Annotated in this window: 14 protein-coding genes; 5 read left to right on the top strand and 9 right to left on the bottom strand. The window is 60.7% G+C overall.

Going from position 1 to position 14399, the window contains the following annotated elements:
• Positions 1-3: 3 nt before the first annotated feature.
• Together EPO50_RS31160 and EPO50_RS31155 are read right to left on the bottom strand one after the other, a co-directional pair.
• On the bottom strand, positions 4-795 hold the full coding sequence (locus EPO50_RS31160) for an enoyl-CoA hydratase-related protein (protein ID WP_296350960.1): 792 nt from the start codon (positions 793-795) through the stop codon (positions 4-6).
• 4 nt (positions 796-799) lie between these two features.
• Complete coding sequence (locus tag EPO50_RS31155) at positions 800-1558, bottom strand: SDR family oxidoreductase (protein WP_296350958.1); 759 nt, start codon at positions 1556-1558, stop codon at positions 800-802.
• 568 nt (positions 1559-2126) lie between these two features.
• Between EPO50_RS31155 and EPO50_RS31150 the strand changes: the two genes are divergently transcribed.
• The 4 genes from EPO50_RS31150 (at position 2127) to EPO50_RS31135 (ending at position 5475) form a co-directional block, all read left to right on the top strand.
• Complete coding sequence (locus EPO50_RS31150) at positions 2127-2342, top strand: ferredoxin (RefSeq protein WP_296351050.1); 216 nt, start codon at positions 2127-2129, stop codon at positions 2340-2342.
• Between the two features lie 15 nt (positions 2343-2357).
• Positions 2358-3587, top strand: a complete 1230-nt coding sequence (locus tag EPO50_RS31145) for a cytochrome P450 (RefSeq protein WP_296350956.1) — start codon at positions 2358-2360, stop codon at positions 3585-3587.
• Between the two features lie 403 nt (positions 3588-3990).
• Positions 3991-4491, top strand: a complete 501-nt coding sequence (locus EPO50_RS31140; protein ID WP_296350954.1) for a carboxymuconolactone decarboxylase family protein — start codon at positions 3991-3993, stop codon at positions 4489-4491.
• 99 nt (positions 4492-4590) lie between these two features.
• The gene (locus EPO50_RS31135; protein ID WP_296350952.1) at positions 4591-5475 is read left to right on the top strand and encodes an alpha/beta hydrolase; all 885 of its coding nucleotides are present in this window, start codon (positions 4591-4593) and stop codon (positions 5473-5475) included.
• 24 nt (positions 5476-5499) lie between these two features.
• On the opposite strand, the gene EPO50_RS31130 is transcribed toward EPO50_RS31135, so the two are convergent.
• The 3 genes from EPO50_RS31130 to EPO50_RS31120 all read right to left on the bottom strand — a co-directional run bounded on the left by EPO50_RS31130 (position 5500) and on the right by EPO50_RS31120 (position 9132).
• A complete protein-coding gene (locus EPO50_RS31130; RefSeq protein WP_296350950.1) occupies positions 5500-6585 on the bottom strand; it encodes a Zn-dependent alcohol dehydrogenase in 1086 nt (361 codons plus the stop codon).
• A gap of 73 nt (positions 6586-6658) precedes the next feature.
• Positions 6659-7813, bottom strand: a complete 1155-nt coding sequence (locus EPO50_RS31125) for an acyl-CoA dehydrogenase family protein (protein WP_296350948.1) — start codon at positions 7811-7813, stop codon at positions 6659-6661.
• A gap of 161 nt (positions 7814-7974) precedes the next feature.
• Positions 7975-9132: an LLM class flavin-dependent oxidoreductase gene (locus EPO50_RS31120; protein ID WP_296350946.1), complete on the bottom strand. Its 1158-nt coding sequence runs from the start codon at positions 9130-9132 to the stop codon at positions 7975-7977.
• A gap of 445 nt (positions 9133-9577) precedes the next feature.
• Here EPO50_RS31120 and EPO50_RS31115 point away from each other — a divergent pair, with 445 nt between their 5' ends.
• Positions 9578-10216, top strand: coding sequence for a TetR/AcrR family transcriptional regulator (locus EPO50_RS31115; RefSeq protein WP_296350944.1), 639 nt, complete (start codon positions 9578-9580; stop codon positions 10214-10216).
• A 92-nt stretch (positions 10217-10308) separates the two neighbouring features.
• Here EPO50_RS31115 and EPO50_RS31110 read toward each other — a convergent pair whose 3' ends face one another.
• From EPO50_RS31110 to EPO50_RS31095, 4 genes are read right to left on the bottom strand one after another with little or no spacing between them, the layout of a single operon-like run.
• Entirely contained in the window at positions 10309-11103 is a 795-nt protein-coding gene (locus tag EPO50_RS31110; RefSeq protein ID WP_296350942.1) for an ABC transporter ATP-binding protein, read from the bottom strand.
• A gap of 40 nt (positions 11104-11143) precedes the next feature.
• On the bottom strand, positions 11144-12394 hold the full coding sequence (locus EPO50_RS31105; RefSeq protein WP_296350940.1) for an ABC transporter substrate-binding protein: 1251 nt from the start codon (positions 12392-12394) through the stop codon (positions 11144-11146).
• 34 nt (positions 12395-12428) lie between these two features.
• Entirely contained in the window at positions 12429-13496 is a 1068-nt protein-coding gene (locus tag EPO50_RS31100) for a branched-chain amino acid ABC transporter permease (protein ID WP_296350938.1), read from the bottom strand.
• Between the two features lie 4 nt (positions 13497-13500).
• On the bottom strand, positions 13501-14397 hold the full coding sequence (locus tag EPO50_RS31095; RefSeq protein WP_296350936.1) for a branched-chain amino acid ABC transporter permease: 897 nt from the start codon (positions 14395-14397) through the stop codon (positions 13501-13503).
• Positions 14398-14399 lie beyond the last annotated feature (2 nt).

Genomic DNA, 14399 nt, shown 5'->3' with positions numbered 1-14399 from the left:
CCCCTACTTGAGGAAGTCCCTGAAGCGTGGCGGGCGCTTCTCGTTGAGCGCCTTGACCCCTTCCTGGGATTCGGCGCTCGCGTAGTAGAGGCGCAGGGCCTGCATCCCCAGACCGCCGATGCCGCGAATGTTTTCGCTGTCGGCGTTGAAGGACTTCTTGGCGATGGCGATGGCCGTGGGGCTGCGCAGCACCAGTTCGGCGCACCACGCCTCGACTTCGGCATCGAGCTTGTCGTCGGGCACGACGGCGTTGACCAGCCCCATGTCCATCGCCTGTCGCGCCGTGTAGCGCCGGCACATGTACCAGATTTCTCGCGCTTTCTTCTCGCCGACCACGCGCGCCAGATAGGCAGTACCGAAGCCGGGATCGACGGAGCCCATCTTCGGCCCGACCTGACCGAAGATGGCGTTCTCGCCGGCGATAGTGAGATCGCAAAGCGTGGCCAGAACGTTGCCGCCACCGATCGCGTAACCGCGCACCTTGGCGATCACCGGCTTCGGTACGTCGCGGATGACGCTGTGCAGTTCTTCGACCGGCATTCCGACCGAGCCGCGCGTCGATCCGTCGCCGTACTGGCCGCTATGGTCGGACTGGTCGCCGCCGGTGCAGAACGCCTTGTCGCCGGCACCAGTTAGGACGATGGCGCCGACGTCGTCATCCCAGCCCGCCTTGAGAAAGGCGTCGAGAAGTTCGACTACCGTGCGCGGGCGGAACGCGTTGTAGACCTTTGGCCGGTTGATCGTGATCGTGGCGACGTGGTCGGCCTGGGCGTAGAGAATGTCCTGATAGTCCATCGAGTTACCCGTGCATCGTGAGGCCACCAGAGACGCTGATGGTCTGACCGGTGATGAAATTGGCATCGTCGCTCAGCAGGAAGCAGACGATGCCGGGATAGTCGTCCGGCTGCCCCAGGCGACGGAGTGGGATCGCCTTCTTCAGGGCCTCGGCAAGCCCCGCCGCGGATTCGCTGACAGTCGCGAACAGGGGCGTGTGGGTCGGTCCTGGGCAGACCGTGTTGAACACGATCCCCTGACGTGCCACTTCCCGGGCCAACGTCTTGCCGAACGCTGCAATCCCGCCCTTGCAGGCGGAATAGACAGCTTCGCCTGAGGAGCCGACCCGACCCGCGTCGGAGGCAATACTGACAACGTGGCCTTTGCCGTGCTTGACCATCTTTTTCAGCACAACGTGCGTGACGTTGAGCGGGCCCCAGAGATTGATGTCGATCACCTTTCGCCACAGGTCACGGTCGCTCTCCACGAACCGCACCGCCTTGTCCCAGCCCGCGTTGTTGACCAAGCCGCCGATCGGTCCAGCGGCCGCCTCAAACGCATCGACGGCGCGTGCCACTGCGGCATAGTCGACGATGTCAACCTCGTAAACCGATGCTCGACCACCATTCTCACGAAGCGTACGCGCTGCGGCTTCGGCCGCTTGCCCGTTAATGTCGAAGATGCCGACGACGGCACCTTCGGCCACGAGACGCCCGGCGATCGCGCGGCCGATGCCGCTGGCGCCGCCCGTGACAATGACAGGCTTGTCTCTTAATCCGCGCATCCCGCCCATGAGCCTCCCGAAAGATAAATTCGCCAAGTCGGGCGATGGAATCGCTAGGCGATCCGCGCGCCCTTCCCGGACCACTCCACGCGCCAAGCGAGGCGATTGTGCCCGAGGACTTTCAAATACCTGTTAGAAACGTAGGCAGCTGGTACCGATGAGTCAAGCGGTCTGCCCCCTCACGAACGGCGAGGCCGAAACACCTGCTCCCGTTCCCAAAAGGGTCCGCGACCTCCACAGGCCACTGGCAGCGACATTCTTGGCTGGACTGCGCCGCAAGGATCTCCGCCAATGCACCACAAGTTCCTTCGCACGGCAGAGCGGCGATATTCCTGCGAGCGCGACGCCATGCCCAAACCCAAGAGAGCAATGCCGGGCTTCCCACAATGGTCGAGTCACTTGGGACGGCCCGTCGCACCGATTGACTACCCTTGCCTAAACTTCTAACGTTCATTAGAGGATTGCGCTTGCTGATTACCGACGAATTGGCCAGTTGGTCGATTATGGCGCAGGCGACGAACTATCCGCAGCGGACGCGTTCGGAAACTGCGCAGGGAGGGTTTCAGGTATGCCCCAGCACAAATTCCTTCAAGTCATCGTCGACCCGGAGCGATGTCAGGGACACAACCGATGCAAGGCGATAGCACCGAGATTGTTCGAGCTCGATGAACTCGGCCACGCGCGCGCAGTCGGCGATGGCACGGTCCCTCCCGGCCTCGAGGATAAGGCGCGGCTTGCGGAAGCCAACTGCCCCGAATTCGCGATCAAGGTGGCGCAGGCTTAACTAAAGGAGTTCACCATGACCGATCGCCCGCCTGTCTCAGATTGGGCCAAAGACTTCGATCACCTGGACCCACGCTGGGTCACCGAACCCTATCAGATCTGGGATGAGTTGCGTCGGCAATGCCCTGTCGCGCATACCGAACGATACAACGGCGTCTACTTTCCTAGCCGCTACGCCGATATCCGGGCGATCGCATATGATACGGAGCACTTTTCTTCACGCCGTGTGGTCGTTCGTGAAATGCCACCTCGTGTGCCAACGGATTCCGGGAAGCCGAAATCCCCGCCTGGGGCGTCGACATTGGCTTCGCCACCGATCACCTCGGATCCACCGTATCATCGGCCGGCGCGAATGCTCCTGCTACCCGCGTTCACCCCGGATGCAATTGGCCGCCTGGAGGCAAAGACGCGAGCGATATGTGGCGACTTGATTGATCGCTTCGCATCGAATGGCCGTTGCGACGCGGCAACCGACTATGCACAGCATGTTCCCGTTGCTGTCATTGCACATATGCTCGGATTGCCGGAGGGAGACGGCGAAAAGTTTCGGCGCTGGATTCACCTGCTGCTGCACGAAGGAATCGCGGAAAACGCCTCCTTCACTCAAGCACTCGCGGAGATGGACGATTATTTCAGAGTGCAGATCGCTAACCGTCGTTCCGTCCCCGGAGAGGACCTGATCACTTTCTTGCTTGGCGCACGAATGGAGGATCAGCCCCTTTCCGACGAGCACATTATCGGTACGCTTCGTCTTTTACTGATTGCCGGCATCGATACGACCTGGAGTGCCATCGGCTCCTGCCTATGGCATCTGGCCCAGCACCGTGATGACCGTCGTCGGCTGGTCACCGAGCCTGCACTCATGCCGCTTGCGGTAGAAGAGTTTCTGCGGGCCTATGCCCCGGTGACGATGGCTCGCCAAGTCGCCAAGGAGACAACAGTCGGCGGCTGCCCGTTCAAGGAACGCGAAATGGTGTTGCTGTCCTTTCCGGCGGCCAACCGTGATCCGGAGGTCTTTCCACAAGCTGATCGTGTTCAGATCGATCGGGCCGAAAACCGACATGCTGCCTTCGGATTGGGAATCCATCGTTGTATCGGCTCAAATCTCGCCCGCATGGAGATCACGGTAGCGCTGGAGGAATGGCTGACGCGTATTCCTAACTTCGACCTCGCCGACCCCGCCTCCGTGACCTGGTCGCACGGCCCGGTACGCGGTCCTCGGAAACTTCCTGTGGTCTTCCGATGACAGTGTTGTTGGTCTCGCACGTCCCCTGACGTCTGCGCTTTGTGCGACACCGCGCGCTCCTCACCGGATTGGATCTGCCCGAAGGTTTCTGGTGCGGGGTTGCGTTCGCCTCTCAGCATGCGCACCCCTCACGATAACGGCCCGAGGCACCGGTGGCGTGCGCCATCACAGATGGCAATGGGCGCGCAGCGGGAGTGGGGCCATCGCAGTTGGGTGGCTACGCAGGATTGGATGCCATACGTCCAAGATTCTGATGGGAACAAGCGGCCAGATTTCCTGAGGCGCTTTGTCTGGCGACGCGGCAATTTGAAACTGAAAGGAAGGCCAAATGGTCACGCGCATTGAGATGCTGTCAGTCGAGCAAGCCAAGGCTGCCGCCAAGGAGTGTGGCATTCGAGAGTCGATGGCCGGCCTCAGTGTTTATCGGGCGCTGTTACGTCATCCGCAGCTCGCGTCTGCAGTCAATCACTTGCTGACAACGCTGCTCTTCACTGGAAATAAGCTCGATGTCCGCCTACGCGAGCTCCTGATCATGCGCATCGGATGGACGACGGGCGCCAAGTACGAATGGACGCAGCACTGGCATTTCGCGGAACGCGTCGGGCTGCCGCCTGAGGACGTCATCGCTGTCCGCGACTGGCGTTCGTCGACGCGTCTCGGTGCAGCGGACCGGGCGGTGCTGGCCGCGGTCGACGATACGCTGGAGCGCGGCAAGATCTCGGATTCCGTGTGGGCTGAGTGCGTGCGTCATGTCGGCAGCCCGGAGCAGCTGCTCGAGATGGTCATCGCGATTGGAAACTGGAACATGTTCTCGCAGCTTCTTCGAAGCGTCGAAATCCCTTTGGAGGACGGCGTCAAGGACTGGCCGCCCGACGGCAGGATCCCCCAAGGAGGCGATGCTTGATGGCACGCATGCGCTATGGCCTAGCCACTGCGTACGTATGCCTCTGCCTCAGCATGTCGCTCTGGCGTTGAACTGGTTTTGTGTGTGCAGGAGACGTCAATGAATGAATTGAGTTTGGTGGGCGCTGATGGAATTCGGCTTGCCGCCAGTGTTGCTGGAAATATTGACCAGCCGACGATCCTGCTTGCCCACGGTGGCGGCCAGACGCGACATGCTTGGGGTAACACTATGAAAGTGTTGGGCGACCGAGGCTATCGCGCAATTGCTCTGGACCTGCGTGGGCATGGTGACAGTGATTGGTCCGAACATGGACGCTACGAATTGGACGCATTTGCCGCCGATTTAATCGCAGTTGCTCGACATCTCGGTCAACCGCCGGCGGTAGTCGGCGCCTCTCTCGGCGGGCTCGCCGCTCTTGTTGCTGAAGGCGAGAAAGCGCCGGGGACCTTTTCCAGTATGACGTTGGTTGATGTCACGCCAAGAATGGAGCTGGCAGGGATAAATCGCGTGGTGGGCTTCATGACTGCTCACGCCCAGAAGGGTTTCGGATCAATCGATGAAGCGGCCGACGTCATTGCCGCCTATCTGCCCAATCGCCAGCGACGCCGAAACCTGAACGGGCTCGCCAAGAATCTACGGCTCGGACCTGACGGTCGCTACCGCTGGCATTGGGATCCACGTTTCATCACGAATGTGCAGCCTCCAGAGCAAGAGCGGCGATTTGACCGACTGGAAAACGCCGCTCGGCGCATTGGCTGCCCGGTCCATCTGATCCGAGGGGGTATGAGCGACCTCGTAAGCGAAGAGGTTACCAAAGCATTTCTGACGCTTGTTCCAGAAGCGAGCTATTCGAATGTTGTAAATGCGGGGCATATGGTGGTCGGCGATCAGAACGATCACTTCTCAGAAGCAGTTCTTGGGTTCTTGGAAATCCACTACCCGCCCAAAGTAACACCCCCCCAATCATACACACCACGGCCGTGATAGACTGGTTCGGCGCGCGCTGCCTCAAAATTCAATGACTGTCCGCGCCACTTCGCCTGTCTTGAGCTGCATGAATGCATTGTTGATGCCGGCGAGCCGGATACGTCCCGAGATGAGCTTGTCGAGCTTCAGATCGCCACGCAAATAGAAGTCGACCAGCCGCGGCATATCGATACGAAACTTGTTGGATCCCATGGCGGAGCCCTGGATACGCTTCTCGCCAAGCAGCTCCGCGCCGGAGACCTCAAACCGGGTGCCGAGCGGCATCATTCCAATGACGGTCGCGGTGCCCCCGCGCCGCAACATGCGGAATGCCTGCTCAACAGTCGTCTTCGAGCCAACACACTCGAACGAGTATTCCACGCCGCCACCGGTCATCTCGCGAATGGCCTTGATGGGATCAGTAGCGCCTGCATCCAGGACATCTGTGGCGCCGAATTCCTTCGCCAAGTCGAGCTTGGAAGCGACCTTGTCGATCGCGATTATGCGGCCGGCGCCGGCTATCGCTGCACCGTTGACCGCCGACAGGCCGATGCCTCCCAAACCGATCACCGCGACTGTTGATCCGGGTTCGACCTTTGCGGTTCGAAACACCGCGCCCGCGCCGGTCATCACTGCACATCCAATTACCGCTGCCCGGTCCAGCGGCATGTCAGGGCGGATTTTCACGAGCGAGCGCTCATGTACCAGCATATACTCGGCGAACGACGAAAGATTGCTGGTGTGCTGCAGCGGCGTCCCCTTCAGCATCATTCGCTGTGGCCCCTTCGGATCGCGGCGCGTGCTAGGACTGAGGCAGAGTGACAACCGGCCGGTCATGCAGTACTCGCACTCTCCACAGAACGTCGAGATGCAGGTGATTACGTGATCGCCTGGCCTCACGTAGCTCACGTCCTCGCCGACCGCCTCCACGACACCGGCCGATTCGTGGCCCAGAACGCACGGGCACGGGCGTGTATAGAGCCCCTCGATGTAGTGCAGGTCACTATGGCAGACGCCTGCAAAGGCGGTGCGAATGAGCACCTCGCCACGCGCTGGCTTGTCGAGGAGTATTTCTTCGATCCTTAACGGTTCATTGACGGCGTACATGATGGCAGCTTGGGCTTTCATTTTGCTCCTCCATAACGCTTGTCTTTGTTCCGTACGCGTCGTCGACGATCACCGCCCGTGCATCGAAGCTTCGTTACTCTGGCGCTTGGCTCATGACGTTGCGCGCAATGATATTGCGCTGGATCTGGTTGGTGCCTTCGACGATCTGCAGCACCTTGGCGTCTCTAAAGTAACGGTTGATTGGAAATTCGTTGGAAATGCCGGCCGCGCCGAAGAGTTGTACGGCATCGGTGGCAACACGCATCGCGGTGTCACTGGCGTGGCACTTCGCGATTGCTGCCATGGTCGCTAGAGCACTACCACCCAGGCCAGAGTCGACGGCCGATGCTGCTCGGTATACCAACTGGCGCGACGCCTCGATCTGTATCGCCATGTCGGCGATCATCCAGCGCACGCCCTGAAACTCGCCAACTTGCTGGCCGAACGCGCGGCGATCTCGGATAAAAATGATGGCATGATCCATGGCACCTTGAGCCAAGCCGACGCCGCGGGCACCGATGATCGGCCGGGAGTGGTTAAAGGTCTCCATTACAATCTTGAAGCCTTTGCCTTCCACGCCGAGCCGGTTTTCTTCCGGAACGTAGGCGTCCTCAAAGTACAACGCATAGGAAGGGACACCGCGCGCGCCGAGCTTGTCCTCCTGGCGGCCGACCGTAAAGCCGGGTGTGCCTTTCGGCACGATGAACAGGTTGATGCTGCCGGGTGCATCCAACTCACCTGTCTTCGCAGCGACAACCACGAAGTCCGCAACACCGGCGTTTGTGCACCAGATCTTGGAGCCGGTCAGCCGATACCCTGCCCCGTCGCGCTTCGCGCGCGTCCTGATACCAGCGACATCGGAGCCACTCTGAGATTCGGTGACCGAGATCGCACCGCGAAGTTCTCCCGTCGCCAGGCCCGGTAGATATCGCTGCTTCTGCGCGTCGTCGCCACCCGCGAGGATTGCACCAAACGGCACCCATTGAACCAACAATAAATAGGCAGTGTTGTAGCAGACGCGGCCGAGTTCCTCGATGGCCAAGCAAGCAGCCAGCACGCTATTCATGCCACCGTAGTCCACCGGAAACGGCAACGTGAACAAGCCGAGTTCACGTAGCAGATCAAACATGTCCTGCGGGTACTCGCCTTTGGCGTCGATCTCTTGGGCGCGCTCCGCGACCCGCTCGCGCGCCACGCGTCGCACGAGTTCCTGCACTTGGCGCTGTTCGTCTGTTAGGCAATAGCCCATACAACCGACGTCACAATTGTCGACCGAGCAGGCATCCCGGCCGCAAGATCGTCCCCCGACGCTCCGCAATGAACTCACGTTCGCGAGGGCGCCACGAAGGCGAGATGCTATCCAGGGACGTCGGGAACGCGGCGCTGCATGGTGCCCTTCCCTGTGTCGCGCTACTCCGCAGCAAGTCTCGCTTCCCCGAACGCCGGCATGACATCGCGCGCGAACCAACGCAGCTGGTCCTTGAACTCGGCCGGCGACAATCCTTCAGCCCAGTGGATCATGAAGTCATCGAGCCCGGGGTACTTGGCCTCGATCGACTTGATCCCCTCGATGACTTCGGCCGGCGTGCCGCAGAACCACGCCTTCTGCTTCACGCCGTCGCGGATCGACGGGATCGACGCCGGCGCGCCGGGCGTGCCCCAGGTGCGGCCCTGATCATCGGCATAGCGCACGAAGCCGAACGGCGCGAACCACTTGTAGCGCTCGTCATGCGCCGGCTCGACACGGCGGATCGCCTCCTCCTGGCTGGCGGCAAGATACAGGCCGGCGCCCCAGATCATATCTTCGCCGAGTTGTTTGGGCCGACCGTGGCGGGCGCAGGCGGCGTGATACTCGCGCACGACGTCGTCGAGTATCTTCTCGCCGTTGAGCGTCACCATGGCCTTGAGGCCATAGCGGGCCATCATGTCGATAGTCCTGCCGCTGGCGATCGGCATCCAAATATCGACGGGCAAGTGCTTGGGTCGTGGCACCACCGTGATGTCCTTCAGGCGATAGCCTCTGTAGTCGACGGGCGGCGGACACTCGAAGTACTTTCCCTTGAAATGGAAGGCCTCCTCGTTGAAGCACTTCAGCAGAAGCTGAAGCTGTTCCTCGAAGTATTCGCGGTTTGCCTCGGCATCGATCAGCGGCGCGCCGAAGGTTTCCACCTCGCGACTGTGGTAGCCACGGCCGACGCCCATGATCACGCGACCGTCCGTCACGATGTCGGCCATGGCGTAGTCTTCAGCCAATCGAATGGGATGCCACATCGGCAGAACGTTGAAGGCGCAGCCAAACTTCAGGCGCTTGGTCTGCGTGGCGAGCCACAGGCCGAGCTGTACCAGGTTGGGCAGACATTCGTAGCCCTCACGCTGAAAGTGGTGTTCCGCCATCCACAGCGCATGGTACCCGAGCTCATCCATGGTCCGCGACACGTCGCGTGCGGTCGCAAAAACTTCGCTCAGTCGCTGGCTGGAATAGCGACGGTCGTTCGCAGGTGTCCCGTGGAGACCGACATTGTCGAGATCGATCTGTCCGACATAAAGAACATGGAAACGTTTGATCATGTAGGTCGATTCCTCACTTGAAAGACGCTTGTACCTCCAGGATTCGAATCGGGACGTGTTCTCGGGAGGGGTCAACTCGCAGATCTTTACTTGGCCACCGTCACATGATGGAATAGTAGGTTCTAGGATCTACACAGCTTGAGACACGCGGCAGTCGAAATCCCAAAAGTGCGCTGATTTCGAATGATCATTAGGAAATGCTAGGCACGCCATATCAGTGAGTCAAGAGCAGGGCGTCCTAATTGTGCTGTCAACGTTTTGTACCATCGCGACAATGGCGGTCTTATCATTCAAGCCGCACATAGGTATAATGACGTTAGCAAAATGGTGCATCTGCAGCCTAATCCGGCGGCAAATGCCGCGGTCTTGTTGCGTTTGAGCCAATCCATGCTGGCTCCAATGGGGGTTTTTAGTGAGTCAAGGAGTATCGGCCCGGTCTCGTCGTGTGTCCCATCCGAAATCGGCGATCACCAAGCAGCGCATCCTTGATGCGGCAGCACGTGCATTCAGTCTCAACGGATATGCTGGGACGACCATTAACGACATTGCGATGACTGCAGGAATGCAAGGCGGTAGCATTTACTATTACTTCGAGTCAAAGGACGACATCCTGCAGGAAGTGCTCGATGTAGGTATAACTCGAGTGTTTTCCGCTGCCCGTCTCGCCATCGGGTCCCTGCCCGCTTCCTCTGCATTCAGCGAAAAGCTCGAGGCCGCGGTGACGGCTCACCTTACGATGCTTTTGCAGCAAGGCGACTATACATCGGCGAACATACGCGTGTTCGAGCAGGCGCCCCCAGCGGTGAAACGCCAGAATCGGAAGCTTCGTACCGCCTATGGCGAATACTGGGGGCAGCTTCTTTCCGAAGGCCAGCGCTCAGGGGAGATTCGCAAGAATGTGGACCTGACCATTCTGCGTTTGATGCTTCTCGGTTCAATGAACTGGGCGGTTACATGGTATCGATCAGACCGTATGCCTATTCCCGAGCTAGCTCGGAAATTCTGCGAAGTCGTCTTAAAGGGTGTTGGATTGAGCGATGATCAGCTCGAAAGCTCCTCGAGAGGGCGGCGCGCTCGTTCCTGAGCGATTGGGCCCACGGTATCTTGCATTGACCTGGCACTTCGCGTTCAGGGGTCCCGTCGTCCAACACTTTTTTCACGACGCGCAATAGAAAGTCACGATAGCCAGCGCTTGCGCCTCTTGTAATGCTTGGTATCGCGGTATGACTTGCGCGCGCCACCCTCGTTGAGGCCGAGATAGAATTCCTTGATGTCGGAATTGTCGCGCAGCTTGTCGGCCGGCCCCTCAAGCACGATACGGCCGTTCTCCATGACATAGCCATGGTCGGCCACCGCCAGCGCCATGGTGGCGTTCTGCTCGACCAACAGGACCGAGAGCTTTTCCTGCTTCACCAGCCGGTCGACGATGCCGAAAATTTCCTCGACCAGCATGGGCGCCAGCCCCAGCGACGGCTCGTCCAGCAGCACGACCTTGGGCCGGCTCATCAATGCCCGGCCAATGGCCAGCATCTGCTGCTCGCCGCCCGACAGATAGCCGGACTGCTGATGGCGTCGCTCCTTCAGCCGCGGGAAATACGTATAGACCAGCTCGATGCTCTGCTTCACCGCACCGCCATCCTTCTGGACATGGCCGCCGGCGATCAGGTTTTCCTCCGTGGTCAGGTGCTCGAACACGCGCCGGCCCTCGAACACCTGGGCGAGGCCGAGCCGCGTGACATCGTGGGCGCGCATGCCGTCGATGCGGCGGTCGCCGATCTGGATCGTGCCCTTGGTGACCTCGCCGCGCTCGCTGTGCAGGACGCCAGAGATCGCCTTGAGCGTCGTCGTCTTGCCGGCGCCGTTGGCACCCAGCAGGGTCGTGATTGCGCCTTCGCGCACGTCGATCGACACGCCCTTGAGGACGAGGATGACGCGGTCGTAGACGACTTCGATGTTGTTGATTGCCAGCATGGGATGTCGGGCGGCGATTGCTCGCCGCCCGCCCGTTCGTTTAGGATTTCTTGGCTTCTGCCTCGAGATGCTTCAGGATTACGGGCCGGAAGCCTTGGAACCAGTCTTTGGACTTCACGAGCTTGCCACCCTTAACTGTCCAGATCTGGACCCAGCCACCGCCCTCGTGGTCGGTCGGAGTAATCTCCATTGGCGGCACCAAGCCACCCAGGGTGAAGCCCTTGACCTGCTCCATGCCCTTCTTGACCTCTTCCGAGGTCGGCGCTGCGCCATTTTTGGCCTTGATGGCATTGCGAGCCGCCTCGACATGCAGCGCCGCCATGAAGACGCCGCGGTTGTAGTAGACGGTCGAGTCCATTTCCTTCGGCACAGGCTTGCCTTGCGCCTTATACATGGCCTCGATGTCCTTGATGACCTGGAAGTCCTTGCCGACGCCGGCAAACTGGATGCCATTGTAGCCTTCAGCTACGCCCATGCCGCCGGCCGCGATGATATCAGCCTCGGCGCTGCCCCAGACGAAGGCGACGACTTTACTCAGCGAATAGCCCTTGCCCTTCAGCTCCTTGATGGAGACCGACGGAGAGCGTCCGAACAGATGGGTGATGATAAAATCCGGCTTGAAGCGGCTGGTGATATCGAGGATTTGCGCGCCCATCTCCAAACCCGGCGCGGGCACCGCGAAGGTACGCAGTTCGAAACCCTCGGACTTGGCGAGTTCCTCGAAGATCGGCATCGGCTCCTTGCCCGCCGGGTTGTCAAAGAACAGATAAGCGATCTTCTTGCTCTTGAGGGTACCGCCCAGCTTCTCCTTCGCGAACGCTACCGCTGCGCCCGCTTGCGACCAGTAGCTGGCCGCGATCGGGAAAGTGTAGGGGAAGCGCTTGCCGTCGGCCGCCGCGGCCGTGCCGAAGCCTGGCGAAGTGCCGAGAATCTTGTCCTCCTCAAGCTTCTTGGTCAGCGCCATGGTCGAGGCGGTGCCGAAGAGACCCTCGAGGACCGCCCCCTCTTTCTTGAAACGCTCATGCGCCTCCATGGCCGGCGGGACCTTGTACTCGTTGTCGACCTCGAGAACCTTGATCTTGAAACCCTCGACGCCACCCTTGCTGTTCACCAAGGCGATATAGTCGTGATATCCGGGGCACAGGTTCACGCCGACTGTGGCCGTCACGCCGGTACGGTCACATTGTAAGCCGAACACGAGTTCCTTTTGCGCGAAGGCTTGGCCTCCGTCAACGGCCAAGGTCGCGGTGGCCGCCGCGATCCCCAGCCAACTCCTAACGAACCTCGTCATGGATTCCTCCCTTCGCTCGCCGTAACGCCCCGCTCTAGTAGGAGAAGGGCCAGACCCGGAAGTAGCTCCGGATATTCCGCCACAATCGATTGAGCCCTTCGGGCTCGACGATCAGGAAAAAGATGATCAGCCCGCCGAAGGCGCCGAGCCGCAGACCGGAGATGACGTTCGCCATCTCGGCGGTCGTGAAGAACAGCGATCCGACGTTCTCCATCAGGATACGGATCACGATCGGCAGCAGGGTGACGAAGATCGCGCCGAGGATGGATCCTAGCACCGACCCCAGACCGCCGATGATGATCATGGCGAGATAGTCGATCGAGACGATGAGCTGGAATTGCTCGTAATTCGCGATGCCGAAATAGTAGGTGTAGAGCACGCCGCAGACCCCGGCGTAGAAGGACGAGATCGCGAACGCCAGCAGCTTGTAGCGATAGATGTCGATGCCGATGATCTCGGCGGCGATATCCTGGTCGCGCACCGCCACGAATGCCCGGCCGATGCGGCTGCGCACCAGATTGAGCGTCGCCACGATGGCGACCACCGCAAAGAACAGCAGGAAGAAATAGAGGCTGCCCTGCGTGTTGAAGCTGAAGCCGAACAGGCTCGGCCGGTCGACCTGGATCGAGGCCTGTGCGCCACCCGAAATGGCGGGGACGTGATTGATGGTCCATTCGATGATGAGTTGGCCAGCCAGGGTGGCGATCGCGAGATAGAGGCCTTTGATGCGCAGGCTCGGCATGCCGACGATGACGCCGATCGCCGCGGCCATGAGCCCGCCCGCCGGTAATGTGATCCAGAACGGCAGGTCGAGCCTGACGGCGAGATTGGCCGCGGTATAGGCGCCGACCGACATGAAGGCGGCGTGGCCGATCGAGATCTGCCCGGTATAGCCCACGAGAATGTTGAGCCCGAGCGCGCCCACGATGGCGATGAAGATGAGATTGAGGATCGAGAGATAGTATTCATGGACCGTGAGCGGCACGATCACGACGAAGATCAGGGCCAGCACCGCCACCGTCCACTTGGCGATCGGCAGCGGATAGAGCGCCATGTCGGCGCTGTAGGTCGTCTTGAAGACTCCGGATTCGCGATGAAACATGGGCCTACACGCGCTCGATCTTGCGCTTGCCGAAGATGCCGTAGGGTCGGATCATGAGAACGAGGATCATCAGCACATAGGGCGCGAAGTCCTTGGTCCCGCCCCCGACATAGGGGTCGAGGTAACCGGCGGCGAGACTTTCGACGATGCCGATGATCAGGCCGCCGACGAGCGCGCCGCCGATCGAATCGAGGCCGCCCAGGATCACTACCGGAAACACTTTCAGGCCGACCAGCGCCAGATGGACGTCGACCCCCAGCATGCTGCCCCAGACGATGCCGCCGAGCGCCGACACGACGCCGGCCATCGCCCAAGCGAGCGCGAAGTAGCGCTCGACGTTGATGCCCATGGCCTGCGCGACCTGTTGATTGTCGGCCACCGCGCGCATGGCAACGCCCATCCGGCTCCTCTTGAAGAACCAGCTGAACGCCAAGAAGAAGACGATCGCAACGACAGCGCCCGCGACCTGGATGGGCGGCAGGCTGGCCGGCCCGAAGACGATCGGTTCGTCGCCAATGGGAAGCGACACGGCCCGGGTCTCACTGCCGAACACCACCGGGCCCAGCCCGCGCAGGATGGCTGCCAGGCCGATGGTCGCCATGATCACAGCGACGACCGGGCGGCCGAGTAGCGGTCGCAGCACCACGCGCTCCAGCCCAAAGCCGAAACCGATCATCACGGCGAGCGTCACGGCCACCGCGACGGCAAGCGGCACGCTTTCGAAGGACAGCAGCATCGCCACGATCAGGCCGGCGACCATGACGAACTCGCCCTGCGCGAAGTTGATGGCGTCGGTCGCCTTGTAGACCAGCACGAAACCGAGCGCGATCAACGAATACATCAGCCCGATGGACACGCCGTTTAGCAGCAACGCGAAGAGAAAGCCCAGATCTTCCGACATCG

Origin of the sequence: Reyranella sp., assembly GCF_004297405.1 — a bacterium.
Lineage (GTDB): Bacteria > Pseudomonadota > Alphaproteobacteria > Reyranellales > Reyranellaceae > Reyranella.
This window is presented reverse-complemented; position numbering and strand designations above follow the sequence as displayed.